Annotated in this window: 30 protein-coding genes; 10 read left to right on the top strand and 20 right to left on the bottom strand. The window is 64.6% G+C overall.

The annotated features are described in order from the left end of the window. Positions 1-44 precede the first annotated feature (44 nt). On the top strand, positions 45-884 hold the full coding sequence (gene fdhD, locus DDE20_RS14050; protein ID WP_116559142.1) for a formate dehydrogenase accessory sulfurtransferase FdhD: 840 nt from the start codon (positions 45-47) through the stop codon (positions 882-884). Then, positions 874-1,098, top strand: coding sequence for a formate dehydrogenase subunit delta (locus tag DDE20_RS14045; protein WP_116559141.1), 225 nt, complete (start codon positions 874-876; stop codon positions 1,096-1,098). Before fdhD ends, DDE20_RS14045 begins: the two co-directional genes overlap by 11 nt. 150 nt (positions 1,099-1,248) lie before the next feature. On the opposite strand, the gene modC is transcribed toward DDE20_RS14045, so the two are convergent. Genes modC through modA form a run of 3 tightly spaced genes read right to left on the bottom strand, consistent with a single transcriptional unit; the run spans position 1,249 to position 3,925 of the window. Continuing rightward, positions 1,249-2,337 (bottom strand): molybdenum ABC transporter ATP-binding protein, encoded by a 1,089-nt coding sequence (modC, locus tag DDE20_RS14040; protein ID WP_116559140.1) that lies wholly within the window; start codon positions 2,335-2,337, stop codon positions 1,249-1,251. Positions 2,338-2,339: 2 nt separating this feature from the next. Then, positions 2,340-3,044: a molybdate ABC transporter permease subunit gene (gene modB / locus DDE20_RS14035; protein WP_116559139.1), complete on the bottom strand. Its 705-nt coding sequence runs from the start codon at positions 3,042-3,044 to the stop codon at positions 2,340-2,342. Beyond that, positions 3,041-3,925: a molybdate ABC transporter substrate-binding protein gene (gene modA, locus DDE20_RS14030; RefSeq protein WP_116559138.1), complete on the bottom strand. Its 885-nt coding sequence runs from the start codon at positions 3,923-3,925 to the stop codon at positions 3,041-3,043. Before modA ends, modB begins: the two co-directional genes overlap by 4 nt. Before the next feature lie 252 nt (positions 3,926-4,177). On the opposite strand from modA, the gene DDE20_RS14025 reads away from it, so the two are divergent. Together DDE20_RS14025 and carB are read left to right on the top strand one after the other, a co-directional pair. Beyond that, entirely contained in the window at positions 4,178-5,038 is an 861-nt protein-coding gene (locus DDE20_RS14025; RefSeq protein WP_116559137.1) for an N-formylglutamate amidohydrolase, read from the top strand. Between the two features lie 972 nt (positions 5,039-6,010). Further along, positions 6,011-9,340 (top strand): carbamoyl-phosphate synthase large subunit, encoded by a 3,330-nt coding sequence (carB, locus tag DDE20_RS14020; protein ID WP_116559136.1) that lies wholly within the window; start codon positions 6,011-6,013, stop codon positions 9,338-9,340. Between the two features lie 72 nt (positions 9,341-9,412). Here the strand turns inward: carB and DDE20_RS14015 are convergent, their stop codons facing one another. From DDE20_RS14015 to DDE20_RS13970, 10 genes are all read right to left on the bottom strand, one after another. Further along, positions 9,413-9,841: a DUF1801 domain-containing protein gene (locus DDE20_RS14015; RefSeq protein ID WP_116559135.1), complete on the bottom strand. Its 429-nt coding sequence runs from the start codon at positions 9,839-9,841 to the stop codon at positions 9,413-9,415. Between the two features lie 117 nt (positions 9,842-9,958). Beyond that, a complete protein-coding gene (locus DDE20_RS14010) occupies positions 9,959-10,510 on the bottom strand; it encodes a flagellar basal body-associated FliL family protein (RefSeq protein ID WP_116559134.1) in 552 nt (183 codons plus the stop codon). Positions 10,511-10,522: 12 nt separating this feature from the next. Then, complete coding sequence (gene flgH / locus DDE20_RS14005; protein WP_116559133.1) at positions 10,523-11,245, bottom strand: flagellar basal body L-ring protein FlgH; 723 nt, start codon at positions 11,243-11,245, stop codon at positions 10,523-10,525. 17 nt (positions 11,246-11,262) lie between these two features. Then, positions 11,263-11,685, bottom strand: coding sequence for a flagellar basal body P-ring formation chaperone FlgA (gene flgA / locus DDE20_RS14000; RefSeq protein ID WP_116559132.1), 423 nt, complete (start codon positions 11,683-11,685; stop codon positions 11,263-11,265). Then, complete coding sequence (gene flgG, locus DDE20_RS13995; RefSeq protein WP_116559131.1) at positions 11,685-12,470, bottom strand: flagellar basal-body rod protein FlgG; 786 nt, start codon at positions 12,468-12,470, stop codon at positions 11,685-11,687. The genes flgA and flgG overlap by 1 nt, the downstream gene beginning before the upstream one ends. A 9-nt stretch (positions 12,471-12,479) precedes the next feature. Then, complete coding sequence (locus tag DDE20_RS13990; protein ID WP_116559130.1) at positions 12,480-13,196, bottom strand: flagellar hook-basal body complex protein; 717 nt, start codon at positions 13,194-13,196, stop codon at positions 12,480-12,482. A gap of 2 nt (positions 13,197-13,198) precedes the next feature. Then, the gene (locus tag DDE20_RS13985; RefSeq protein WP_116559129.1) at positions 13,199-13,465 is read right to left on the bottom strand and encodes a flagellar biosynthetic protein FliQ; all 267 of its coding nucleotides are present in this window, start codon (positions 13,463-13,465) and stop codon (positions 13,199-13,201) included. A gap of 46 nt (positions 13,466-13,511) precedes the next feature. Then, the gene (gene fliE / locus DDE20_RS13980; protein ID WP_116559128.1) at positions 13,512-13,805 is read right to left on the bottom strand and encodes a flagellar hook-basal body complex protein FliE; all 294 of its coding nucleotides are present in this window, start codon (positions 13,803-13,805) and stop codon (positions 13,512-13,514) included. A gap of 12 nt (positions 13,806-13,817) precedes the next feature. Beyond that, the gene (gene flgC / locus DDE20_RS13975) at positions 13,818-14,219 is read right to left on the bottom strand and encodes a flagellar basal body rod protein FlgC (RefSeq protein WP_116559127.1); all 402 of its coding nucleotides are present in this window, start codon (positions 14,217-14,219) and stop codon (positions 13,818-13,820) included. Positions 14,220-14,231: 12 nt separating this feature from the next. After that, complete coding sequence (locus tag DDE20_RS13970; protein WP_116559126.1) at positions 14,232-14,582, bottom strand: FlgB family protein; 351 nt, start codon at positions 14,580-14,582, stop codon at positions 14,232-14,234. 108 nt (positions 14,583-14,690) lie between these two features. Here DDE20_RS13970 and DDE20_RS13965 point away from each other — a divergent pair, with 108 nt between their 5' ends. Next, on the top strand, positions 14,691-15,992 hold the full coding sequence (locus tag DDE20_RS13965; RefSeq protein WP_116559125.1) for a FliI/YscN family ATPase: 1,302 nt from the start codon (positions 14,691-14,693) through the stop codon (positions 15,990-15,992). A gap of 144 nt (positions 15,993-16,136) precedes the next feature. Here DDE20_RS13965 and DDE20_RS13960 read toward each other — a convergent pair whose 3' ends face one another. The 4 genes from DDE20_RS13960 to purE form a co-directional block, all read right to left on the bottom strand. Then, positions 16,137-17,375, bottom strand: a complete 1,239-nt coding sequence (locus tag DDE20_RS13960) for a saccharopine dehydrogenase family protein (protein WP_116559124.1) — start codon at positions 17,373-17,375, stop codon at positions 16,137-16,139. A 50-nt stretch (positions 17,376-17,425) separates the two neighbouring features. Further along, on the bottom strand, positions 17,426-18,520 hold the full coding sequence (locus DDE20_RS13955) for a carboxynorspermidine decarboxylase (RefSeq protein ID WP_116559192.1): 1,095 nt from the start codon (positions 18,518-18,520) through the stop codon (positions 17,426-17,428). Positions 18,521-18,765: 245 nt separating this feature from the next. Then, positions 18,766-19,836: a 5-(carboxyamino)imidazole ribonucleotide synthase gene (locus tag DDE20_RS13950; protein ID WP_116559123.1), complete on the bottom strand. Its 1,071-nt coding sequence runs from the start codon at positions 19,834-19,836 to the stop codon at positions 18,766-18,768. Beyond that, positions 19,829-20,305: a 5-(carboxyamino)imidazole ribonucleotide mutase gene (gene purE / locus DDE20_RS13945; RefSeq protein WP_420812370.1), complete on the bottom strand. Its 477-nt coding sequence runs from the start codon at positions 20,303-20,305 to the stop codon at positions 19,829-19,831. Before purE ends, DDE20_RS13950 begins: the two co-directional genes overlap by 8 nt. Before the next feature lie 144 nt (positions 20,306-20,449). Here purE and DDE20_RS13940 point away from each other — a divergent pair, with 144 nt between their 5' ends. Then, complete coding sequence (locus DDE20_RS13940) at positions 20,450-21,553, top strand: THUMP domain-containing class I SAM-dependent RNA methyltransferase (protein ID WP_116559121.1); 1,104 nt, start codon at positions 20,450-20,452, stop codon at positions 21,551-21,553. A 6-nt stretch (positions 21,554-21,559) separates the two neighbouring features. Here the strand turns inward: DDE20_RS13940 and DDE20_RS13935 are convergent, their stop codons facing one another. Together DDE20_RS13935 and DDE20_RS13930 are read right to left on the bottom strand one after the other, a co-directional pair. Beyond that, on the bottom strand, positions 21,560-22,411 hold the full coding sequence (locus DDE20_RS13935) for a VHL beta domain-containing protein (RefSeq protein ID WP_116559120.1): 852 nt from the start codon (positions 22,409-22,411) through the stop codon (positions 21,560-21,562). 575 nt (positions 22,412-22,986) lie between these two features. After that, complete coding sequence (locus tag DDE20_RS13930; RefSeq protein WP_116559119.1) at positions 22,987-23,205, bottom strand: YdcH family protein; 219 nt, start codon at positions 23,203-23,205, stop codon at positions 22,987-22,989. A 215-nt stretch (positions 23,206-23,420) separates the two neighbouring features. Here DDE20_RS13930 and DDE20_RS13925 point away from each other — a divergent pair, with 215 nt between their 5' ends. From DDE20_RS13925 to DDE20_RS13915, 3 genes are all read left to right on the top strand, one after another. Continuing rightward, positions 23,421-23,834 carry an Hsp20 family protein gene (locus tag DDE20_RS13925; RefSeq protein WP_116559191.1) on the top strand — a complete coding sequence of 138 codons (414 nt, stop codon included), beginning with the start codon at positions 23,421-23,423 and terminating at the stop codon, positions 23,832-23,834. Between the two features lie 27 nt (positions 23,835-23,861). Next, positions 23,862-24,083: a DUF1150 family protein gene (locus DDE20_RS13920; protein ID WP_116559118.1), complete on the top strand. Its 222-nt coding sequence runs from the start codon at positions 23,862-23,864 to the stop codon at positions 24,081-24,083. A 166-nt stretch (positions 24,084-24,249) separates the two neighbouring features. Beyond that, positions 24,250-24,798, top strand: coding sequence for an SRPBCC family protein (locus DDE20_RS13915; RefSeq protein WP_116559117.1), 549 nt, complete (start codon positions 24,250-24,252; stop codon positions 24,796-24,798). 12 nt (positions 24,799-24,810) lie between these two features. Here the strand turns inward: DDE20_RS13915 and DDE20_RS13910 are convergent, their stop codons facing one another. Continuing rightward, positions 24,811-25,506 (bottom strand): NnrU family protein, encoded by a 696-nt coding sequence (locus DDE20_RS13910; protein ID WP_116559116.1) that lies wholly within the window; start codon positions 25,504-25,506, stop codon positions 24,811-24,813. Positions 25,507-25,649: 143 nt separating this feature from the next. Between DDE20_RS13910 and DDE20_RS13905 the strand changes: the two genes are divergently transcribed. Beyond that, a complete protein-coding gene (locus DDE20_RS13905; protein WP_116559115.1) occupies positions 25,650-26,258 on the top strand; it encodes a DNA-3-methyladenine glycosylase I in 609 nt (202 codons plus the stop codon). The last annotated feature ends 16 nt before the right edge of the window (positions 26,259-26,274 follow it).

Raw genomic sequence — 26,274 nt, 5'->3', positions numbered from 1 at the left:
CGGGTGGCTGTGTTCTGCCTCTTGATGCCTTGGAGCGCGCGCTGATGCTTGGCGCGCGCCCCAAACCCCGCCTGCGCTTTGGTGCGGGTATCGAGCCGGGCGAGCGCGTCTTGCCCGAAGAGACCGGCGTGGCGCTCAGCTTTAATGGCACCACGCAGGCGGTGATGATGGCGACGCCGGATCATCTGGAAGATTTCGCCTATGGGTTCGCGCTGACCGAAGGGCTGGTCGCGGCCGATGAGATCGACAGCGTCTCGGTCATCGAGGCCGGTCCCGGATTGGACGTGCAGGTCTGGGTCTCCGAGGACGCCGATCTGCGCCTCAAAGAACGCCGCCGCTCGATGCTCGGGCCGGTGGGCTGCGGGCTCTGCGGCATTGACAGCCTCGAGCAGGTGTTCCGCGACCTCCCCGCGGTGGCGCCGAACGGGTTTTCGATGACACCGGCGCAGATCATCGCCGCGATCACCGCCCTGCGCGGCGAGCAGCGGCTGCATGACGCCACCCGCGCGGTGCATTGCGCGGCATGGTGGTCAGCGGGCGCGCTGCGTCTGGCGCGCGAGGATGTCGGCCGCCACAACGCGCTCGATAAACTGGTCGGCGCCATGGTGCGTGCGAGCACACACCCTACGGCGGCCGCGCTCTCATCGCGCTATGATCCGGCGCAGGGGGCGGTGGTGATGACCAGCCGCCTGTCGATCGACCTTGTGCAAAAAGTCGCGTCCTTGGGCGCGCCCGTAATCATCGCGGTGTCCTCCCCCACCGCCGACGCCGTCGAATTGGCCGACCGCTTGGGCATCACATTGATCGCCCAGGCCCGCCCCGATGGTTTCGAAGTTTTCACCCATACCGACCGCATCGCGACGGAGACCGAATATGCCCGCTGAGAAAATCACCCGTATGGCCAACCAGATTGCCCGCTTCATGGAATCGAAACCCCATGACGAGGGCGTGAGTCTGACCGCCTCGCATATCAATGACTTCTGGGAACCGCGCATGCGGCGGCACCTCTTCGCGATCCTCGACGCGGGTGGCGAAGGGTTGCGCCCCTTGGTGATCGACGCCGCCCCCAACATCCGCCGCCCCGAGCCGGTGGCGTAAGCGAAAGCCGCGAGTTCTCAATTTGATGTAACGCCCGACGGGCACCGTCGGGCAGCGCCGCCACGCCCCCACGGGGCGGCGCTTCGCTTTGCCCCGCGTGTCGGCGCCGCCCTTAGCGCATATGGGATAGGTGGAAGCCTGCGACCGCCCCTACCGCCCCTCGCCGATACTATCCCGCGCCACCGACACCGCCTTGATCACCGCGTAGACCTCGCGCCCCGGCCCCAGCTCCAGCGCCTTGGCCGAGCGCCCTGTCACCCGCGCCAGTAACCGCGCCTCGCCCACCGCGAGTTGCACCAAAGCCCCCGGCCCCGCGCCCTGCCGCACCTCCAGTACACGCGCTGGCAGCACATTCAGCGCCGAAATCCCCTGTGGTCGCTCGACCGCCAGCATCACATCCTGCGCCAATATCCGCAGCCTGAGCGCCGCTCCAATCGGCCCCTCGACATGCGGCAACCACAAGGCACCGCCTTCGCTGTCCAACCGGCTCAACCCGTCAGCATCATGCGCCGCCAAACGCGCGGTCAACAGAGCCCCCGCCTCGCGCAACCCCAAGGCCGGAACCGCGTCAGGGTCCGCCATGATCGCTTCGACCGGCCCGCTGCGCATCACATGGCCTGCCTCAATCAACACCAAAGTGGTGGCCAACCGCGTCACCTCGGCCACCGAATGGCTGACATAGAGGATCGGCAGCGCGGTCTCGTCGCGCAGCCGCTCGAGATAGGTCAATATCTCGCCCTTACGCGCCCCATCCAGTGCCGCCAAAGGCTCATCCATCAGCAACAACTCAGGGTCCGAAAGGATCGCCCGCCCCATCGCCACCCGCTGCTTTTCACCACCCGAGAGCGCGCCAGGCCGCCGCTCCATAAGCGCGCCGATGCCCAAAAGTTCAACGATCCGCCCCATATCCGCGCCCGCACCGCCACGCGCAGCAAACCGTCGCCCGTACAGCAGGTTCTGCCGCACCGTCAGATGCGGAAACAACCGCGCGTCCTGAAACACATAGCCGATGCGGCGCTTATGCGGCGGCATGAACACCCGCGCCTGACTGTCAAACAGCACCCGATCACCAAGCACAATGCGCCCCGCATCCGGCCGCAGCAAACCGGCCAAGGCATTGACAATCGTGGTCTTTCCCGAGCCCGAATGCCCGAACAGCGCGGTCACCCCCGCCGGTGCGGTGAACGCGGCCTCCAGCGTGAAATCCTCAAACCCGTGGCGCAGGGACAGATCCAGCATCGCTATCCCTCCTTGGCGCCGATGCGCCGCGCGACCACACGGGCCAGCCACTCGGACAGCAATAACGCCCCCATCGAGATCGCGATTGCCACGATGACCAGCCGCATCGCCTGCCCCTCGCCCCCCGGCACCTGCAAGAACGCATAGACCGCCGAGGGCAGGGTCTGGGTCTGCCCCGGAATATTCGAGACAAATGTAATCGTCGCGCCGAATTCGCCCATCGCCTTGGCAAAGCCCAAGACCGCGCCCGCCAGAATACCGGGCAGGATCAGCGGCAGGGTGATGGTGGCAAACACCCGCAGCCGGTTCGCGCCCAATGTCGCGGCGGCGGCCTCGAGCTTGGGATCGACCGCTTCAATCGCCAGCCTGATCGCGCGCACCATCAGCGGGAAGGCCATGATCGCCGCCGCCAAAACCGCGCCGGTCCAGCGAAACGCCAGCACCAAGCCGCAATACTCCTCAAGCAGCGCGCCAATCGGCCCGCGCCGCCCGAAGCCGATCAGCAGCAGATAGCCGGTCACCACCGGCGGCAGGATCAAGGGCAGATGCACCACCCCGTTAAGCAAGGATTTCCCCGGAAACTGCCAACGCGCCAGCGCATGCGCCACCAGAATACCCAGCGGCAGGCTGAGCAGCGTCGCCCAGAGCGCCACCTGCAAGGACAGCGACACCGCCTGCCACTCCTGCGGCGAGAGATACTCGGTCACTGTCGCTCCAATGGCTCGAACCCCCGAACCTCAAATCCATGCGCCTCGAATATCGCGCCTGCGGCGGGTGCTTGCAATGCTTGCAAAAAACCCTCGGCCTCGGGCGCGGCATCGGCAAGCATCGCGGCGGGATAGGTGATCGGCGCATGGCTACCCTCGGGGAAAATGGCCAGCACCTGCACCGCAGGCTCGGCCAGAGCATCGCTGGCATAGACCACGCCCATGGGCGCCTCACCCGTCGCCACCAAGGCCAGCGCGGCGCGCACATTGTCGGCCTGCGCCACCTGCGCCGCGACCGCGTCCCACAGGCCCAGCGCCTGCAATCCAGCCTTGCCGTATTGCCCCGCGGGCACCGCATCGACCAGCGCCATCGCCAGCCGCCCATCACCGAGCCGCACGGCAAGCTCATAGCCCGTGCTGAGGTCCGCGACCCCGGCCGCATCCGCATCCGCAGGCCCAATGCCTGCCCCGTCTTCAACCGCGCCCTCTGCCGCATCTCCTGCCGCATCTTCCGCAACATCTTCGGCGCCGGCCGCGGCGCCATGCCCGATCAGCACCAGCCGATTGCCCAGCAGATCCACCCGCGAGCCCGCGGCCAGCAGCCCCTCGCCCGCGACGACATCCATCCATGCCGGCGCCGCCGAGATGAAGATATCCGCCGGTGCTCCGGCGATGATCTGCCGCGCGAGGGCGCTGGAGCCCGCGTAGGACAGGGTCACGCTATGGCCGGTCTCCGCCTCCCATGCCGCGGCCACCTGATCCAGCGCGCCGCGCATCGAGGCGGCGGCAAAGACCAGTATATCCGCCGCCAAAGCGGGCAGCGGCGCGAAACCCGCCACAACCAGCGGCAGCGCAAGCATCAACGAGCGGCGAGCGGACATGAGACCTCCGAGGGATTGACCCCGGAAGGTATCGCCGAGCCAGCCCAGCGCGGCAAGCCGGAATGCGCCGCCAATCACCGCGCTGTGTTGCGCGTCTCGCTGTCAGTAACCTGTGTGCCTCTTCCCTCCCATATCTGCGCCCTTGGGCCGGGCGCGCTGCAACTCAACCTAAGGTAGCGCTACATTCCTTGCGAAACCCTTAACAAGCGCCGCCCCCTTGACGCGCCGCGGGTGCTGCAACAGCTTAGCGCCATGACCCAGCAGATCTCCGCCCCGCTCACCCTGCCGCGCTATCCCGGAACGGTGGAATATTGGCAGCCCGACGGCAGCAAGGGCCGCGGCGCGCCGACGCCCGCGCTGGTGCTGATCTGCGAACATGCCTCGAATGCGCTGCCCGAGGATGTGCCGGAACTCGGCGGCGATCTTGGCCTTGATGCCGAGACCCGCGCCTCCCATGCCGCCTATGACATCGGCGCGCTCTCCCTCTCGCGCCTTTTGGCCGCGCAGCTGGCGCCGGTGATGGATGGCGCGGCGCTGATCCACGCGCCGCTGTCGCGGCTGGCCTATGACCTCAACCGCCCGCCGGATCACCCCGGCGCGATGCCGGTGACTTCGGAAATCCATCAGGTGCCGGGCAACCGTGATCTGTCGATGGCCGATAGGATGGCGCGGCTCGAGGCGATCTATCTGCCTTTTCAGGCCACGGTCACCGCCGAGATCGCCCGCCTCGTGCTGCTGGGCCGCCGCCCGGTGGTGATCGCGGTGCATTCCTTCACGCCGGTCTATTTCGGCACCCCCCGCGAGGTGGAATTCGGCATATTGTTCGATGACGACGAAGGCATCGCCCGGCATATCCTGCAGGCCAGCGCGGGCAGCGGATTGGTCACGCGGCTGAATGAGCCCTATTCGGCGCAGAGCAGCGTCGCCCATACCACCCGCATCCACGCCCGCCCGATGCGGCTGAACCACGCGATGCTGGAAATCCGCAATGACCTGATCGCCGATGCCGCGGGGCAGGCGGCGATGGCGCAGCGCCTCGCACCGATCCTGACGCAGGCGCTGACCAGCGCCGAACTCACCGCCGCCGATCCCCCGCCGACGCCACCGGCCTGAATCTCGGCACCACTATGCCCAAAGGGCCGCGCCCGACCCTGGGTGGGCGCCCCACCCTTCGAACAATGCGCGACGCTTCAAAGCATATATGTGGCGCGAGCAATGAATGACCTCGCCAATGCGCCCTCCCGTGGGGAGGGTCGGGCGCGGCCCGGCGGGGCCGCCGGGCGTGGGTGTTGAACCGAGGCGCATCAGTGAAAACCCTTCACCTGAAACCCGCCGTTTCTAAGAGCCGCCGTCGAAGCCCAAAGGGCCGCGCCTGATCCTGGGTGGGCGCCCTGCCCTTGCCACAACGCGGCGCGCTCCAAAGCACGAATGCCGCTCGAGCCACGCCCTTCATCACCATTGCGCCTTGCGTGGATTCAAGGCGAAGCCGCCACGCATCGCCAGACCGCCCCATCGGGCTGGCGATCTGTTACCGCAGGCGCGCCGTTTCAATGATGGATGTGGAACGCACCATAAAGCGCTTCGTTTCGTCGCTGGATCGCCACCCCGCGGTCTGGCGCTACGCGGCTTGCGTCCAAGGGGAGGGTCGGGTGCGGCCCGTGGTTCCCACGTGCCAGACAGACGAACTGATGCCCTGAAGCACGTAGGGCCGCGCCTGACCCTGGGTGGGCGCCCTGCCCTTGCCACAACGCGGCGCGCTCCAAAGCACGAATGCCGCTCGAGCGGCGCAGGACATCGCCAAGGCGCCCTCCCGTGGGGAGGGTCGGGCGCGGCCCGGCGGTGCCGCCGGGCGTGAGGGGTGAAGCGGAGACGCGCAAAGCCCGAAGCACCGCACCCGACGCTGGGGGATCACCCCCCCAAACGCCACCCCCGCGCGAATCCCCGCCGCACCGCGATCACAACCACCGCTTCCACCGCCCGAATCCCCAATCAGGGCTTGCGCCGACCCTAGCTGCAGCTATAACCCGCCTCAATTTACGCACGGTCTGACAGGCCGCTGCGCTCACGCACGCACGGGGTCCGAACATGCCAAAAAGAACCGATATCAAATCCATCATGATCATCGGGGCGGGGCCCATCGTCATCGGCCAGGCCTGCGAATTCGACTACTCCGGTGCCCAGGCCTGTAAGGCCCTGCGCGAAGAGGGGTACCGCGTCATCCTCGTCAACTCCAATCCGGCGACGATCATGACCGATCCGGTGCTCGCCGACGCCACCTATATCGAGCCGATCACCCCCGATGTCGTCGCCAAGATCATCGAACGCGAGCGCCCCGATGCGCTACTGCCAACGATGGGCGGGCAAACCGGCCTCAACACCGCGCTCTCGCTCGCCGATATGGGCGTGCTGGAAAAATACGGCGTCGAGCTGATCGGCGCTAACCGCGAAGCCATCGAGATGGCCGAGGACCGCAAGCTGTTCCGCGAGGCGATGGACCGGATCGGGCTGGAAAACCCCAAGGCCACGATTGTCGCCGCGCCGAAACTGGCCAACGGCAAATTCGACATTCACGCCGGCGTCACCCAGGCGCTTATCGACCTCGAGCATGTCGGCCTGCCGGCGATCATCCGCCCCGCCTTTACCCTTGGCGGCACCGGCGGCGGCGTCGCCTATAACCGCGATGACTATGAGGCGATCGTGCGCTCGGGGCTCGAGGCCTCGCCGATGGCGCAGGTGCTGATCGACGAATCCCTGCTCGGCTGGAAAGAGTTCGAGATGGAGGTGGTGCGCGACAAAGCCGACAACGCGATCATCGTCTGCGCGATTGAAAACATCGACCCGATGGGCGTGCATACCGGCGACTCCATCACCGTCGCTCCGGCGCTGACCCTGACCGACAAAGAATACCAGATCATGCGCTCGGCCTCGATTGCCGTGCTGCGCGAGATCGGCGTCGAGACCGGCGGCTCCAACGTGCAATGGGCGGTCAACCCCGCCGATGGCCGGATGGTGGTGATCGAGATGAACCCGCGGGTGTCGCGCTCCTCGGCGCTGGCCTCCAAGGCCACCGGCTTCCCGATTGCCAAGATCGCGGCGAAACTGGCGGTCGGCTATACGCTGGATGAGCTGGACAACGACATCACTCGCGTCACCCCGGCCAGCTTCGAGCCGTCGATTGACTATGTGGTCACCAAAATCCCGCGCTTCGCTTTTGAAAAGTTCCCCGGCTCCGAGCCCAATCTGACCACCGCGATGAAATCCGTCGGCGAGGTCATGGCGATTGGCCGCAGCTTCCACGAATCGCTGCAAAAGGCGCTGGCCTCGATGGAAACCGGCCTCAGCGGGCTCGATGAAGTCGAGATCCCCGGCGCGCCCGACAAGGCCGCGGTGATCAAAGCGATCAATGAGCAAACCCCCGACCGCCTGCGCACCATCGCGCAGGCCATGCGTCACGGGCTCAGCGACGACGAAATCCAGCACGCCACCGCTTTTGATCCGTGGTTCCTCGCCCGTATCCGCGAGATCGTCGACGCCGAGGCGCAAATCCGCGCCAATGGCTTGCCCAGCGACGAACACGGCATGCGCGCGGTCAAGATGATGGGCTTTTCCGACGCCCGCCTCGCCATGCTCACCGCGCAATCCGAAGCGCAGGTCCGCCGCACCCGCCAAGCCGCGGGCGTCAACGCGGTGTTCAAACGCATCGACACCTGCGCCGCCGAATTCGAGGCCCAGACCCCCTATATGTATTCCACCTATGAAGCCCCGGCGATGGGCGATGTGGAATGCGAATCGCGCCCCTCGGACCGCAAGAAAGTGGTCATTCTGGGCGGCGGGCCAAACCGCATCGGCCAAGGCATCGAGTTTGACTACTGCTGCTGCCACGCCTGCTACGCGCTGACCGACATTGGCTATGAAACGATCATGGTCAACTGTAATCCTGAAACCGTTTCGACCGATTACGACACCTCCGACCGGCTCTATTTCGAGCCGCTGACGCTGGAGCATGTGCTCGAAATCCTGCGGGTCGAGCAGGAAAACGGCACCCTCCACGGGGTCATCGTGCAATTCGGCGGGCAGACGCCGCTGAAACTGGCCAATGCGCTCAATGACGCCGGCATCCCGATCCTCGGCACCAGCCCCGACGCGATTGATCTGGCCGAAGACCGCGAGCGCTTCCAGCAACTGCTCAACGATCTCGACCTGCGCCAGCCGGTCAACGGCATCGCTACCTCCGACGAACAGGCGCTGGAAATCGCCGAGCGCGTCGGCTTCCCGCTGGTCATCCGCCCCTCCTATGTGCTTGGCGGCCGCGCGATGGAAATCGTCCGCGATATGGACCAGCTGCGCCGCTATATCACCTCGGCGGTGGATGTGTCGGGCGATACGCCGGTGCTCTTGGACAGCTATCTCTCGGGCGCCATCGAGGTCGATGTCGACGCGCTCTCTGATGGCGACTCGGTGCATATCGCTGGCATCATGGAGCATATCGAAGAGGCCGGCGTGCATTCGGGCGACAGCGCCTGCTGCCTGCCGCCGCACTCGCTGACCCCTGAAATCATTGAAGAACTCGAGCGTCAGACCGTGCAAATGGCCCGCGCTCTGGGCGTCGTCGGTCTGATGAACGTGCAATTCGCGATCAAGGGCAGCGATATCTATGTGCTCGAGGTCAACCCCCGCGCCAGCCGCACCGTGCCCTTCGTCGCCAAGGCCACCGACAGCGCGATTGCCTCGATTGCCGCGCGCTTGATGGCCGGTGAGCCGATGGCAAACTTCCCGATGCGCGCCGCCTATCCCGAAGGCGTCGGCCCCGACACCGATCTGCCGCTGGCCGATCCCTTGACGCTGGCCGATCCCAACACCCCGTGGTTCTCGGTCAAAGAGGCGGTGCTGCCCTTCGCCCGCTTCCCCGGTGTCGATACCCTCCTCGGGCCGGAAATGCGCTCGACCGGCGAGGTCATGGGCTGGGACCGCTCCTTCCCGCTGGCGTTCTTGAAGGCGCAGATGGGCGCGGGCACCGAATTGCCCGAAAGCGGTAGAGTCTTTGTCTCGGTCCGCGATGACGACAAAACCGAAGCGCTGGCCGAGGCGGTCCGCGATCTGGTGACGCTCGGCTTCGAGATCGTCGCCACCTCGGGCACCGCCCGCTGGCTCGGCGGCGAGAACATCGCCACCATCGCGGTGAACAAAGTCTATGAGGGCCGCCCGAATGTCGTCGACCGGCTGAAAAACGGCGATATGGCGCTGGTGTTCAACACCACGCAGGGCACGCAGGCGGTCTCGGACAGCCGCGATATCCGCCGCGTTTCCCTGATGGATAAAATCCCCTATTTCACCACCGCCGCGGGCGCGATTGCCGCCACCGGCGCGATGAAAGCCCGCCGCGAGGGCTATGGGGTGCGCACGCTGCAAGGCTGAGGCGCAAGGCTGATCCCTGCTCGCTAAATTCCAAAACGGCGCCCCCTTCGGGCGCCGTTTTGCGTCAATACCTCACGCGGGATGCACCGGATAGCGCCTGCCCAGATCCGCCAGCCCCTGCCGGATAAATTCTTCCAGAACGCCCAGATCCACATCGGCCAGCTTATTGATATACAAGCAGGATTTCCCCAGCTTATGCTTGCCCAGCCGATCCATGATCGCCTGATACTCACCATATCCGGGCATGATATAGATCACCTGATGCGCCGCGCGCGGGCTAAAGCCGGTGGCCAGAAAATCCCCCTCGCGCCCGCTCTCGTAACGGTAATGATAGCGCCCGTAGCCGATGATTGTCGGCCCCCACATGCGCGGCGCAAAGCCGGTGACGCGCCGAAACAGCGCGTCCAGCACCTCGGCATCCGCGCGCCGCTGCGGCTTTTCCACCGCCGCAATAAACGCGCCGACATCCGCATCATGCGCCGTGGTTTTATTCCCCGCCATCGCCTCTCCCCCCGCTGTGCGCCAGCAGTTTGGCGCAAGCGCGGCGAGGCGTAAAGCGCCCCCCCATAGCAAGTCCGCAGGAACACGCCCGCAGAACACATCCGCCGGGCCGGGGCCTCAGGTTTCCTGCCGCACTAATTCGGTGATCAGCACATCCGAAACCTCGGTCCCGATCTCGATCCGCGCCGCCTCGCGCAGGCTGCGGCGCAGCGCCAATAGCGATTCGCCCGAGGTGAACACCCCGTCAAACCCGCCCAGATTGGCGTGATCAAAGAACAATTGCAGGAAGATCGCGCGCAGCCGCGGCTCATGGGTCATCATCGAGAAATCGAATCGCGCGTCCATTTCCAAGGCGATGGCGATCACCACCAGCGCATGCACCCGCCCCTCGTCGATCAGCGGCACGACGAATTGATTGGGAAAGCGCACCGTCTGCACATTCGCCGGCGCCGGCGCGTAATGGCCGGTTGCCGAGGGCGAGCTGCCGGCTTCGGCCAGCACAACCCCCGCCGCATCCCCCGCGCCATGCGTCGCGTCATCGGCCGCATCCTCCGGCGCATGCGCCCCCGCCACCGCATCAGGGTCAGCCTCGGGTTGCATGACAAAGCCCAGCCCCGCTCCGGCACCCAGCCCGACCAGCAGCAACAATATCGGCAGGAGTTTTTTCATAACCGGCCCTCCTTAAAGCGGCAGCATGATGTCGAGGATTTGCTGTCCGTAGCGCGGCTGCTGCATCTGGGTGATCTGCCCGCGCCCGCCATAGCTGATTCGCGCCCCCGCGATCCGGTCATAGGGGATCTCGTTGCGCCGTGAGATATCCTCGGGACGGATATAGCCGGTGACGATCAATTCGCGCAGCTCATGGTTAACCCGCACCTCCTGACTGCCCTCGATCCGCACCACCCCGTTGGGCAGCCGCTCGATGATCGTTGTCGCCACGCGCAGGGTCAGACGCTCGTTGCGGCTGACCGAGCCCGAGCCCTGAAAACTGCTGTCGCTATCCACCGAGACCGCATTGGCCATGCTCGCGCCCTCGGGCAGACGCCCGTCCAGCGATTGCGGCAGGCCCAGAAGCTGCGGCACCCCCATGCTTTGCGAGCCGCTGCGCCCGCGCGCCGAGGAATTCGAGATTTCCGCACGGTCGTCGATCTCGATCACCACGGTCAGGATATCGCCGGCGCGGCTGGCGCGGCGGTCGCCCAGCAACGAGCGCTGCCCCGAGGACCACAACGAGGCGGTATCCACCCGCCGCCGCCGGTCGGTGACCTCGGGGATCGGCACATTATACAGCGCGTGATGCTCGCGGTTGGGTTCCAACGGGGAGAACTCCGGCGCCTGCCCGACCGTCGCCAGATCGGCGCAGGCGGTCAGCAGCAGGAAAAATGGCAATAATAACAGGCGCATAAGCCCCCCTTTAATGGTTAAGGAACAGTCACCAACCCCGGTCCGGCAACGGTGCCGAAGACGGTGCTGCGCGAGCCCAAATTCATGATGCGGATCTCGTCCCCATCGCCGCCGCGCGCCAAAGCCCGCCCCTCGGCGCGGATATCCAGCCCGCCCTGCTGGAACACCAGCGTCACCAGTTGATTGCGCTCGACCAGCGCCGGCGGGCCGAGACTGGCCAGCGGTATCGGCCGTCCGGCATAGAGCGTGACCCGCGATTCCAACCCGATCGCCTCGTCGGGATCGCTGGCGATACCGGGCGCGGCGGCATCCGGCACCAGCACCACATCGGCGGCGCTGATCGCCGTGCCCGCGCGCAGGGTGCGCGCCGCCAGCAGCGTATCGGCCTGCACCGGCGCGGAGAACAGCGCGATCAGCGCGATAAGGGCGGAGCGGCGCATCACCGCACCTGCGTCGTCGCGCTGAGCATCTGGTCGGCGGCGGTGATCACCTTGGCGTTCAGCTCGTAGCCGCGCTGCGCCTTGATCATCTCGGTTAATTCGCGCACCGGATCGACCGAGCTTTCCTCAAGATAGAACTGCCGCAGCAACCCCAGCCCGTCCTCACCCGGCACCGATTGCACCGCCGGTCCCGAGGCTTCGGTCTCGACAAACAGATTCGCGCCCAGCGCCTCGAGCCCGCGCTCATTGGTGAAACCGGACATGGTTAACTGACCCAGCCGCTCGGGCTCCACCCGGTCGGTGAAATAGCCCCATAATTCGCCCTGCGCATTGATCGAAATCTGCGTGACATCCGCCGGAATGGTGATCCCCGGCGAGACTTCATGCCCGTCCGAGGTCACGATCAGCCCCTCGCCGCTGCGTTTCAATCCGCCGTCACGGGTATAGGCGGGGCGGCCATCGGGCAGGGTCACCTCCAGCCAGCCGCGCCCCTCGATGGCGACATCCAGATCGCCGCCGGTCTGCGTCAGCGTGCCCTGCTGCACCTGCATCGCCACCGCCGCGGGCCGCGCGCCAAGCCCCAGCTGCACGCCGGTCGGCACCACCGTGCCATCCGAGGCCGAAATCGTCCCCGCCCGCGTGTGCTGCTGGTAATGCAGATCGGCAAATTCGGCCCGCCGCGCATTATAGGCAGTGGTCGACATATTCGCGAGGTTATTGGCCACGGTATCGACCCGCATCTGCTGGGCACTCATCCCCGTCGCGGCAATCTGTAAAGCGCGCATCACTCTCTCCTATCGGCTAAGTGTTTGAACAACAGAGCGGATTCTCTGATCCTCGCTGTCGAGAAATTTCTGACCGAGCTCATAGGCGCGCTGCACTTCGATCATGCGCGCCATCTCCGAGATCGGATTGACGTTGGAATCCTCAAGAAACCCCTGCATCAAAACCGGCTCTTCCACCGGTAATAGCGCGCCCTCGACCTGATGCATGACACCGCTGGCGCGGGTCAGTTGCGAGGGGTCCTCGGGCCGCACCAGACCGATCTGCGCCAAGGGCTGGCCATCGGCCGAAAGGGTGCCGTCGCGGGCAATGCTGATCGCATCCGCATCGCCGGGCACGAAGACCGGCGCGCCGCCCAGATCAAGCAGGCGGTGCCCCTCGGGCGTTACCATCTCGCCCGCCGCATTGGTGGCAAAATGCCCCGCACGGGTCAGCCGCTCGCCCTCGGGGGTCTCAATCAGGAAAAACCCCTCGCCCTCGATCGCGAGGTCCAAGGCGCCGCCGGTCATCGTCAGATTGCCCTGCGTCAGATAGGTCTGATGGGCATTCGCCGTGGCCATCGACAAGGGCGCCTCTTGCCGGTCAAGCTGTTGAACATATTCGGAAAACAGCAAGCCCTCGCGGCGAAATCCGGTGGTCGAGAGATTGGCGACATTATGCGCCAGCACCTGCATTTCGCGCATCAGGCCGGATTGCCGTGTCAGCGTCGTATAGCCGGGATTGTCCATGGTTAGCCTCCTGCCACAATCGGGATCAGTCGCACTTGAAAGAAATCCACCAGAACTGCGGTCATCGCGCTCATCGAGACCCAGAACATGATCAACATGGCGATGATTTTCGGCACGAAGGTCAGGGTCATTTCCTGCACCGAGGTCAGCGCCTGAAACAGCCCGACGATCAGACCGGCGACCAGCGCCACACCCAAGAGCGGCGCCGACATTGCCACCGCGACCCAGAGGCCCTGTCGCAACACGTCATAGATCGCCGCATCGGTCATCGCCCGCGCCTCCCGCGCTCATCGCCAACCATCAGTCTGCGCCCCATCACACGGGCATCCTGAGGATCTCGAGATAAGCCTCGACCACTTTGTCACGCACCGCCACCGCGGTTTCGACGGCCATCTGCGCCTCGGAGAGTGCTGCCACCAAAGCATGCGGATCGGCATCGCCGGTCATCGCCGCCTGCGCGGTGGTATCGGCACGGTCGAGCACCTGCGCGAAATTCTCGGCAAAGCGCATGGCGGTGCTGGCGGCACCACCCTCGGCCTGCGGATCGGGCGTGGTCACCGGGCGCGCGGCCCCATATGACCGCGCCGCTAGACTGGCGGATAATTCCATCTTGATAACTCCTTAACGACGCAGCAGCCCGATCAGGCTTTGCGACATCTGCCGCGCCTGATCGAACATTTTGAGGTTCGCCTCATAAGACCGCTGCGCCTCACGCGCGTCGGCAATTTCAACCATCAATTCGACATTCGAGCCCAGATAATGGCCGCTTTCATCCGCCAGAATATGGCCGGGATCATAGATCTGCGGCAGCGGCTTGCGGTCCAGCAGCACCGCGCCACTGCGCACCCCCGAGGGCTGAGACAGCCCGTCACCGGGCAGCGCCATCGGCTCAAAGGGGACGGTTTTGCGCCGGTATCCGGGCGTATCGACATTGGCGATATTCTCCGAGACATGCCGCAGACGCGTCGCCTGCGCCTGCATCCCCGAGGCAGATAGCGCCAGTGTGCTTTCTAGACTGCTCATGTTTTCGGCTCCTTATCGGCCAATCGAGGCGCGCAGCAGATCGCGCGACATAGAATAGATGCCCAGCGCCATCTCATGTTGCTGGCGCGCTTCGACCGAGCGCATCATCTCGTGCTCAATCGACACCGTATTGCCATCGGGCGACACGCTGACCGGTGACTCGTCAGGTTGGATCAATTGCGCCTGCGGCACACCCGCGCCGGATTGGGTGGCACGCCAGTAATCGGCAAAAGACACCGCATCACGCGACCGGTATCCGGGCGTGTCGGCATTGGCGACATTCTGCGCGATCGCCTGCTGGCGGGTCGCGGCATGCGCGGCAAAGGATTGCGCCATGCGCAAAATTTCCAGACTTGCAAACATTGGGTTCTCCCTGTGCTGGCCTACACGAAGCATTAACGGTCAATGGTTTAGAAAGCGTAACGACGCGGATGATTCGCGCAGGTTTTCTCGATTGCCCCGAAAGGAGCCGTGATGAGCGTTTTTGAAGGCCTGATGGCCGAACTCGCCGAGATCCGTCCGGTGCGCCATTTTGGCCGGGTCAAACAGATGCAGGCAGCGACGGTGCTGGCGCAGGGGCTGTCGCTGCGCGCGCGGCTCGGCGACCGTGTCGAGATCGCCGGCAGTATCGGCGGCGAGATCCTTGCCATGGGCCGCGAGGGGGCGGAAATCCTGCCCGAAGGCTCGATGGAGGGGCTGGCGATCAATGATCCGGTGGAGCATCTGGGCCGCAATACCATCGCGCCGGATGTCTCGTGGATCGGGCGAATCATCGACCCCTACGGCGCACCTCTCGACGGGCGACCGCTGGCCCGCGGCGCCAAACCCCGCCCCCTGCGCAGCCCGCCGCCACCACCGGCGCTGCGCAAACGGCTGGGCGGGCGGATCTCCACCGGATTGGACGCGTTCAACACCATGCTGCCCTTGGTGCGCGGCCAGCGAATCGGGCTGTTTGCGGGTTCGGGCGTGGGCAAAACCATGCTCTTGGGCCAGCTCGCGCGCGGGATCGAGGCCGATGTCGTGGTGCTGGCACTGGTCGGCGAACGCGGCCGCGAATTGCGCGATTTCACCGAGGGCGTGTTGGGCGAAGAGGGGCTGGCGCGGTCGGTGGTGGTCTCGGCAACCTCGGACCAATCGCCCCTCGCACGGCGCCGCGCGGCAATGACCGCGATGGCGGTGGCCGAACATTTCCGCGACCTCGGCAAACATGTGCTGCTTCTGTGCGATTCCGTCACCCGCTTTGCCGAAGCCCACCGCGAAATCGCCCTCGCGGCGGGCGAATCGCCCAGCCTGCGCGGCTTCCCGCCCTCGACCGCGCATCAGATCATGGCACTGGCCGAACGCGCCGGTCCGGGGCTGGAGGCGCATGGCGATATCACCGCTGTCTTCACCGTGCTGGTGGCAGGCTCGGATATGGATGAACCGGTCGCCGATATCCTGCGCGGCGTGCTCGACGGCCATGTGATTTTAGACCGCACAATTGCCGAACGCGGGCGGTTTCCGGCGATCGACCTGATGCGCTCGGTCTCGCGCAGCCTCCCCGCCGCCGCCTCGCCTTCCGAGAACGCCCAGATTTCCGAAGCCCGGCGGTTGATCGGGGCTTGGGAACGGGCGGAAATGATGGTGCAGGCGGGGCTTTATGCGCAGGGCTCCGACCCGCTGACCGACCGCGCGATCAAACTCTTTGCCCGTCTCGACGGGTTTCTCGGCGGCAGCGGCGCGAAATCCCCCGTTGAGAGTTTCGCACGGTTGAAAAAAGCGCTGGACGGGTGATCACCGGTGTCAGGGGGCGCTGCCCCCGCGGCCTGCGGCCACTCCCCCGGGATATTTAGGGCATAAAGTGGGCGAAGTTTTAGATAAATTTTAGGCGTTCAGGCAAAGAAAAAGGGAGGCACGCGGCCCCCCTTTAATCTGTTGTCAGGCGTTCCAGGCGCGGTCGCCATTGGCATCCTTGACCCGCGTCGGCAGGCCGATCCGGTCGAGGATCTCAAAGAACGGCTTGGGGTCAAGCTCTTCGACATTCACCATCGTGCCTGTGTCCCAAGTGCCATCGGCAATCAACATCGCCGCCGCCACCGGCGGCACGCCCGCGGTATAGGAAATCCCCTGCGAGCCGACCTCGTTATAAGCGTCCTTATGGTCGGCGATATTATAGACGAAGACCTCGGCCGCCTGCCCGTCTTTCTTGCCCCGCACCCGCGTGCCGATACAGGTTTTGCCGGTGTAATCCGGCGCCAGCGACGAGGGATCGGGCAGCACCGCTTTCACCACTTTCAACGGCACAACCTCCAGCCCTTCGGCGGTGGTCACGGGCTGTTCCGATAGCAGCCCCAGATTGTTCAACACATTGAACACATTGATGTAATGATCGCCGAACCCCATCCAGAAGCGGACATCCGCCTGCGGGTAATTGGCCGCCAATGAGTGCACCTCGTCATGGCCAGTCATATAGGCCTTCTGCTTGCCGACCACCGGCAGATCCCACTCCTTGCCGATCTCGAACATCTTGTTCGACTGCCAGGCGCCATTCTGCCAAGAATAGACCGTGCCGGTGAACTCGCGGAAATTGATTTCGGGGTCGAAATTCGTGCTGAACCAGCGGCCATGCGAGCCCGCATTGATGTCGACGATATCAATCGCTTCGACCTCGGGCACATAGGCATCAATCCCGTGGCGCGCAAAGGCATTCACCACGCCCGGATCAAAGCCGACGCCCAGAATCGCCGTCACCCCGGCTTCGGCGCAGCGATCACGGCGCTGCCACTCATAGTTCGCATACCACGGCGGGGTCTCGCAAATCTTGCCCGGATCCTCATGGATCGCGGTGTCCATATAGGCCGCGCCGGTCTCGATACAGGCCTCAAGCACCGGCATATTCACGAAGGGCTGGGCCACATTAATCACGATCTGCGCACCGGTCTCGCGGATCAGCGCCGCCACCGCCGCGGTGTCGCGCGCATCCAGCCCATGGGCTTTGAACACGCCCTCTTGCTTCATCGAGCCTTTCTCGGCCACCGAGGCCAGAATCGCCTCGCATTTTTCGCGCGTCCGGCTGGCGATATGCAGATCACCCAGAATATCGTTATTCTGCGCGCATTTATGCGCTGTCACCTGGGCCACGCCGCCAGCACCGATAATGAGAACGTGTTTTTTCATAACGCCAAAAACTCTCCTTGTAGATGGGTTTTGCTCGGAACCAAGCGCCGTTACGACAGCGCGGCTGCAAACTCGTCATAGCCGAAATCGCGCACCAAACGGATGTCTCCATCCAGCTCGCGAATGGCAATCGCCGGCATTTTCACGCCGTTGAACCAGTTTTTCTTAACCATAGTATAGCCCGCCGCATCCTCGATCGACAGGCGATCCCCGGCTTTCAACGGTTCGGCAAAGCGGAACTCGCCAAAAATATCCCCCGCAAGGCAGGATTTGCCGCAGACCATCCATTCATGCGGGCCCGCATCGGGGCTGATCTTGGCGCGCTCGCGGTAGATCAGCAGATCGAGCATATGCGCCTCGATCGAACTGTCGACAATCGCCAGGTTTTTGCCATTGAACAGCGTGTCCAGCACCGTCACCTCCAGCGTCGTCGAGCCGGTCACCGCCGCCTCGCCCGGCTCCAGATAGACCTGCACGCCGAACTCTTCCGCAAACCGCTTGAGCCGCGCCGCCAACAGCTCCAGCGGATAGCCCTCGCCGGTGAAATGAATACCGCCGCCAAGGCTGATCCACTCCAGCCGCCGGATCAAATGCCCGAATCGCCCCTCGATCAGCGTCAACATCTCGTCAAACCGCGCGAAATCGTCATTCTCGCAGTTGTTATGAAACATAAACCCGCTGATCTGGTCGATCACTGTCTCGATCACCGCCGGATCATGCTCGCCCAGCCGTGAGAACGGCCGCGCCGGATCGGCCAGATCAAACTCCGAAGTGCTAACCCCCGGATTGACCCGCAACCCCCGCATATGCTCGGCGCTCTGCGCCTGATAACGCTGCAACTGGCCGATGGTATTGAAGATAATCTTATCCGAATGCGCCAGCACTTCCTCGATCTCGTGCTCGGCGTAAGCCACGGAATAAGCGTGGGTTTCCTTGCCGAACGTCTCACGCCCCAGCCGCACCTCAAAAAGCGAGGAACTCGTGGTTCCATCCATATATTCGCTGATGAAATCAAACACCGACCATGTCGCGAAACACTTCAGCGCCAACAGGCATTTCGCCCCGGAGTGTTCGCGCAACCAGGCGATCTTCTCCATATTCGGCAAAAGCCGCGCTTTATCGATCAGGTAATAAGGGGTCTGCAACATCTCGGGCCCTTCCGGCAAGATTGGGGTCAGAGCGGCACGCCGCGATGGGTGCTGATACAGGCATCACCCTCAAGAAACAAATGATTCGGCCCCCGCAAGCCGCGGCTTCATCTTGCGATAAATACTCTCGGAAGGGTCCGGGAGGGTGGAAAACCCTCCCGGGCGGGTGTGGGTGGCAACCCACCGGCGCGATGAGGGGGCACCCGCCCCCGAAGAGCGCCGCCCCCCTCAATACACCCGCATCAACCGCGCATAATCCGGTTCACATGCCCCATCTTGCGCCCCGCGCGGGCCTCGCCTTTACCATAAAGATGCAGCTGCACATCCGCCTCGCGCGCCAGCTCCGGCACCCGCGCCATATCCGCGCCGATCAGGTTCTCCATCACCACATCCGCATGCCGCGCGCCATTGCCCAGGGGCCAACCGGCCACCGCGCGGATATGCTGCTCGAACTGGTCCACCGCGCAGCCCGCCTGCGTCCAATGGCCCGAGTTATGCACCCGCGGCGCGATCTCGTTGACCACCAGCCCGCGCTTGGTGACAAACAGCTCAACCCCCATCACGCCGACATACTCCAGCGCGTTCAATATCTTACCGGCCAGCAGCACCGCATCCATCTGCTGCATCGGGGTCACCGAGGCGGGCAGCGTGGTGCGCCGCAGGATCCCGTCCTCATGGATATTCTCGCCGGGATCATAACAGGCCACCTCGCCGGACACCCCGCGCGCCGCGATCACCGAAATCTCGCAGCTGAATTCGACGAAACCTTCCAGAATCGCATCCTGCCCCGCCATGTCCGCGAACGCCTCGGCCCCCTGCTCCGGCGCCATGATCCGCGCCTGCCCCTTGCCGTCATAGCCCAGACGGCGGGTTTTCAGGATCGCGGGCGCGCCGATCTCCGAGAGCGCCGCCTGCAACGCCGCCTCATCCGGCACATCGCGGTAAGGCGCCGTCACCAACCCCAAATCGCGCAAGAAATCCTTCTCGGTCAGCCGGTCCTGCGACACCGCCAAAGCCTGCCGCCCCGGGCGCACGGGCCGCAGGGCTTCCAGAATATCCAGCGCCGCAGTCGGGATATTCTCGAACTCATAGGTGATCACATCAACCGATTCGGCAAAGGCCCGCAGCGCCGCCGCGTCATCCCAAGCCGCCGTGGTCACAATGTCCGCCACCTGCCCCGCCGGCGGGTTCGGCGAGGGATCATAAATATGACAGCGCAGCCCCAGCCGCGAGGCCGCCACCGAGAGCATGCGGCCCAATTGCCCGCCGCCCAATATCCCGATCACACCGCCAACCGGCACCATCTCAATCATCTTTCGGCTCCTCGGCAATTGACGCCGTCAGCGCCGCGCGCCATGCGTCCACCCGCTCGGCCAAGCCCGCATCCGCGACCGCCAGCATCTGCGCCGCCATCAATCCGGCATTCGCGCCGCCGCCGATCGCCATTGTCGCCACCGGATAGCCGCGCGGCATCTGCAGGATGGAATACAGACTATCGACACCGCTCAGCGCCCGCGTCTGGATCGGCACGCCGACCACCGGCACGCGGGTTTTCGAGGCCATCATACCGGGCAAATGCGCCGCACCACCGGCACCGGCGATGATCACCTGCAAGCCGCGCTCCACGGCGGTCTTGCCGTAGTCCCAGAGCCGGTCGGGCGTGCGATGCGCCGAGACGATCTTGGTCTCGTAACTGACGCCCAACTCGTCCAGCAACGCCGCCGCCTCGCGCATGGTCGGCCAGTCCGACTGACTGCCCATGATTATTCCAACCTTCACCATATCTGCGATCTCCGGCCCTGATGTGATGCGCCCGCACTATACGAATCGCGCCCCGATGCGCAATCCATTGCCCGCAAGCCAGCGCAATACGCCCCCTGTGCGCGCGCCCTGTGCACGGGGATCGAAACCTTATAGGACGGGCGCATGAGCACAGAATTCTCCATATTCCTCGTCTGCCCGCCGGGCACCGAATCGCTGCTGGCCGCGGAGGCAAGCGCCGCCGGTTTCACCCCCGCCACAGCCGTTCCCGGCGGGGTTGAGGTCACCGGCGGCTGGCGCGAGGTCTGGCGCGCCAATCTGACCCTGCGCGGCGCCACCCGCGTGTTGCTGCGCTTCGCCGAATTCCGCGCCCTGCATCTGGCGCAGCTCGACAAACGCGCGCGCCGCCTGCCATGGGGCGAGGTGCTGCGCGCCGACGTGCCGGTGAAAATCGAGGCCACCTGCCGTAAGTCACGGATATACCACGCCAAAGCCGCCACCCAGCGGGTTGAAACCGCGATCACCGAGAGTATCGGCGCGCCGATCTCGGCCGAGGCCGCGCTGGTGATCAAAACCCGCATCGAGGATGATCTGGTGACGCTCAGCCTTGATACCTCGGGCGAGCCTTTGCACCGACGCGGCCATAAACAGGCGGTGGGTAAAGCCCCGATGCGCGAAAATCTTGCGGCGATCTTCCTGCGCCAGATGGGCTATGACGGCACGCAAACGCTGGTCGATCCGATGTGCGGCTCGGGCACCTTCCCGATTGAAGCCGCCGAGATCGCCCTTGGCCTCCTGCCCGGTCGCAGCCGCAGCTTTGCCTTTGAAGGGCTGGCCAGTTTCGACCAAACGGCTTTTGAAGCGTTGAAATCCACCACCCCCAAGACGCCCAACATCCGGTTCTACGGTTCCGACCGTGATCAGGGTGCGGTGCAGATGGCGGTGAAAAACGCCGCCCGCGCCGGTGTCGCCGAGTATTGCACCTTCGAGCGCAAGCCCATCTCGGATCTGACCCCGCCTGAGGGCGCCAAAGGCATCGTCATGGTGAACCCGCCATGGGGCGCACGGATCGGCGACCGCAAGATGCTGTTCGCGCTCTATGGCAGCCTTGGCAAAACCCTGTCCGAGCGGTTCAAGGGCTGGCAGGTCGGCATCATCACCCCCGACGCGGGGCTGGTGAAGGCCACCGCGCTGGGGCTGAAGCCTGCCGATACACCCGTCGATATGGGCGGCGTGCGGGTCACACTCTATCGTGGGACGGCGGGCTAAACGCCTCTATTCACTGCCGAAATTCGGGCTCGGCGCAGCAATCGAATAGCTGGCGACGCCGGGTTGCAGCTCGATAATCTGGATGCAATTGCCCGGCCCATCGGTGAACATCCACGGATGGGTCAGAAAGCTCTGGATCGACATTGATTGCCCCGGATTCAATCGTCCGTATTCCACCGGCTGCCCGTCAAACCCCAGCCACATCACCACGCGGTAGCCTGGCGAATTGTTAACAAAGGTCACATTTTGCGCCACATCGCTGTTGCGCGAGGCCAGACCGGGAAACATATTGCAGCCAAAGGACCCAATCGGCGGCGCGCTGGAATGGCTGCTGGCGGGCACGATATTCGGCGTCAAATCCCCGATATGCGCGCAATCCCCGGCGAAACTGCGCACCGGCCCCGCGCTTCCGGCCAGCGAGATCGTCGCCGCCGGCTGGCCATGCACCGCATAGGTCAGCGCCGCGCGCTGCGCCAGTTCGGTGAGCAGCGGATCATTGGGCTCGATGACGATCTCGACCCCGTGGAAAAATTCTTCATGGCGCACCACCTCGGCATTGAGCGTCTGTGCATAGCCGGGCGCGGAAAAGGAAATCTGCACCCCCGCACCGCCCGGCAGGTCGCCAATCGGCGCGCCGACCGTCGCCCGCACCAAAGGCCCGCCCGCACCAATGCCGCAATCGGCGAACATCTGCACATCGTCGGTTTCGGGCACGCCGTAGACCAGAGAGAGGCTGGTTTCAAACACATCCGCCATCACATGGCGGCCGTATTCCCATGTATAGCCCTGCTGTGCGCTGGCGGTTGCGGGAAGTGTCAGCGCCAGCAGCGACGCGGTGAAAATGCCGGGAAGTCTCATCAAACACACTCCAATTCCTGAAGGAAACCACTAAAAACAATCCCGACAGGGTAGGCGCGTGGCGAGTGTCAGGCAAGAAATTAACCATTCCGCCCAAGGCAGCGGGTGCTCAAAACATCGTGCACAGCATCCATCCTCCTGCATGAGCCTCCGCGTTTGTCTGACCTACAGTTCAACCTCCTAGGCCCGTGGGCCCCCACGGGCCGCGCCCGACCCTCCCCCCGGGAGGGCGCATTGGCGATGCCCTTCACCGCCCGACCTACATCTCCGCTTTCAAGCGCAGCGCCTCGTGGCAAGCGAGAGGCGCCCACCCAGTGTCGGGCGCACCCCTTAGTATCTAGTGGTGAGGCATACTATAGATAGGTTGCAAGCAAGGATCTGCTCTGGCGTGCTACAGTTCAACCGCCTAGGCCCGTGGGCACTCACGGGCCGCGCCCGCCCCTCCCCCCGGGAGGGCGCACTGGCGATGTCATTCACCGCGCATCCAACATCACTGCTTTTGAGCACTCCGCCTCGTGGCAAGCGCGAGGCCGCCCACCCAGGATCGGGCGCGTCCCTCCGCGCTCCAGCCGCCCTCAGGCGATAATATCCGGCATCAACTCGTCCTCGATCCGCGCGATCTGGTCCTTCAGCGACAATTTGCGCCGCTTCAGCCGCTTCATCGCCAGCTCGTCCCCGCCGCCGCGCGCATGCATCGCCGCGATCGCCTCATCCAGATCACGGTGCTCGACCCGCAGCACCTCCAGCTTCACACGCAAGACTTCTTCATGGTTCAATTCCGACGCGGCATTCATGGCAGGCTCGACTCGCTGTTGGGTGCTCGCTTGAGATTGCCCGCACCCTACCGCGAAATCCCCGCGCGGCAAAGGCTTGGCTGCAGCGGCAAAGCGCCTCGCGTCACCCATGCGCCCCTTGCACCTATGCGCCACCGCCCCCATATCGGTCAGGCAACCGGACTGCCGCAGGGTCGGAGTCCGGGCGCTGTGTCGCTGCTACAGGACCGGAAATGATGACGAAATTTACCTTTCCCACGCATCCTTTACTGCTGGGTTTCGAACCTCTGGAACGGCTGGTCGAACGCACCGCCAAAGCCGGAGCCGACGGCTACCCGCCGTTCAACATCGAATTGATCGAGCCGACGCGCTATGTGATCACATTGGCGGTCGCCGGTTTTGGCCCCGATGATATCTCGGTCACGCTGGAAGACCGGCAGCTGGTCGTGCGCGGCCAGCAATCCGATCCCGATCCCGACCGCGTGTATCTGCACCGCGGCATCGCCACCCGCCAGTTCCGCCGCATTTTCGCCCTCGCCGAGGGTGTCGAGGTCAGCGGCGCGCGGATGGAGAACGGCCTGCTTGAGATCGCGCTGGAACGGTGCGAACCTGAGACCGTGGTGCGCGCGATTCCCATCACCCGCGGCTAAACCGACCCCCTGCTGAAAGGACGCCTTATGGAAACCCCATATTCCGGTCTGCCGCTGGGCAAGATCGCCTATATCCGCGAGATTGAAGCGCAGGATCTGCCCGACGATATTCGTGCACAACTGCCCGAGGAATCGCCCGTCTGGGGCGTGCATTCGCCCGAGGGCGAGTGTCTGGCCATCGCGCTCGACCGCCGCGTGGCCTTCATGCTGGCGCGCGAGAATGATTTCGCACCGGTCTCGGCGCATTAACCTTTGCGAGAGCCTCAATTCGGGCTCAGTCTCTGCGGATACCCTTGAATCCCTGTTAACGGGGGCGCGTCTCGCGCCCCTTTTTCACATTGCATAACCCCGCTTTCGCCAGAGGCGCATGGGCGCTAGGATACCGGACAAACAGATAACCGACGGGGATAACGCCATGCAGATGAACGACAACCGCACCATTGCCGCCGATCCCGCCATCGTCTGGGCGGCGCTTTTGGACCCTGAGGTGCTCAAAGCCTGCGTGCCGGGCTGCGAGGAACTCACCGGCTCAGCCGCAGAGGGATTCGAAGCGGTGGTGGTGCAAAAAGTCGGACCGGTGAAGGCCAAATTCGCCGGACAGGTCAGCGTCACCGATATCATCGAGGGCCAAAGCCTGACCCTGAACGGCGAGGGCAAAGGCGGGGCCGCCGGTTTCGCCAAGGGCGCCGCCCATGTCACCCTCGCCCCCGCGACCGCCGAGGATGGCAGCGCCGCGACGCTCCTGACCTATGAGGTCGAGGCCAAGGTCGGCGGCAAACTCGCGCAATTGGGCAGCCGGATCATCGACGGATTCGCCCGCAAAATGGCCGATGAGTTCTTTGGCCGCTTTCAGGACGCGCTGGAATCCCCCGAAGAGGAGGACACCGAAGCCAGCGAGGGCGAGGGCGACGCCCCTGAGGGCGCGAAAAAAGGCTGGTTTCGCAAGATGTTCAAGGGCGACTGACCGCCGACATCCCTAAAACCCCAGATCCACCGGCGCCACCCCGATCACCACGGGATGCAACACCAAAAGCGCCGCCCAGACCGCCAAAGCGATCACCGCCGGCAGCACCGCGGGCCTCTGCGCCGGACGCCAGCGCCCCGAGATCAGCGCCGAGAATGGCAGTAATGAGGTCCGCGCGGCCTGCGCCTGCCAGACCTCGGCCCCCCAAGTCCGGCGCAGCCTGCGGTCGATCATCACCATGCCGAACAACGCAAACAGGGTGAAAATCCCGAACAGCACCACATGCGCCAGATCGCCATTGGCCAGCAAATGCGCCCCCGCCCAGAGGCCCAGCGCCAAGAGCACCGGATGGCGGCTGACTCCGGCGATCCCCGGCCTCTCAGGGTCAAACCCCTCACGCCGCGAGCCAAAGGACAAAGGGTTCACCCCCGCCATCGCATAGGCGACCAGCAGACAGGCCGCCGCCATCACCCCCAGCGCCGCATGGGTCATCCACTCGGCGTGATACCACAGGGCCACAAAGGGCGCGCGCCCCGCCGCGACGATCACCCAGACCAGCAGCGCAATCGACAGTAGGGAATAGGCCACGCCAAACCCCGCCCGCCCCAAAAGCGCCACCAAAGGCCCCTTCAGACCCGGCCGCACCGGAATCATATGCGATGCAAAAAACACCGCCAGCGCCAGCGCGAATCCAAACCAACCGTCCATCTTGCCCCCAGCCTAGCGCGTAAATCCTGACCACAGGTTAATGCGCTTTGCACCCCGCGAACATGCGCGCGGTTGACGCGGTGGCGAATTGCCTCAAGATACCCGCTCCAAACCAACCCTGACCCAACCGCAAAGGCCCCGAGATGACCCAGACCACCCGCGGCCCCGACGGCATCGACCGCTGCGCTTGGGTCGGCGATTACCCGCCCTTTCTGCCCTATCATGACGCGGAATGGGGCTATCCGGTCAGCGACGACCGACGGCTGTTTGAAAAACTCTGCCTCGAGTCGTTCCAATCCGGCCTCAGTTGGCGCACGATCTTGGACAAACGCGAGAATTTCCGCAAAGCCTTCGATAATTTCGACCCCGCCAAGATCGCCCGATACACCGAGACCGACATCACCCGCCTGCTTGCCGACGCCGGTATCGTGCGCCACCGTGGCAAGATCGAAGCGGTGATCAACAACGCCAAACGCTACGCCGAACTGACCGCCGAGACCGGCTCTCTCGCCGCCTATATCTGGCGGTTCGAACCCGCGCCCGCAGACCTCGGCGCGCCCTATACACTCACCCAGTCGCCCGCCTCGGTGGCGCTGTCCAAAGACCTGAAGAAACGCGGCTGGAAATTTGTCGGGCCAACCACCATCTTTGCCTTCATGCAGGCGATGGGCCTGATCAACGACCACGCCGAGGGCTGCGCCATGCGCGCCAAAGCGGCAGAGGCGCGGGCCGGTTTTATCAAACCCGTCTGAGCACAGCGTCGCCCCC

The organism is Pararhodobacter oceanensis (assembly GCF_003076755.1).
Taxonomy (GTDB): domain Bacteria; phylum Pseudomonadota; class Alphaproteobacteria; order Rhodobacterales; family Rhodobacteraceae; genus Pararhodobacter; species Pararhodobacter oceanensis.
Note: the sequence above shows the minus strand (reverse complement) of the source record. Positions and strands in the feature narration are given on the sequence as shown.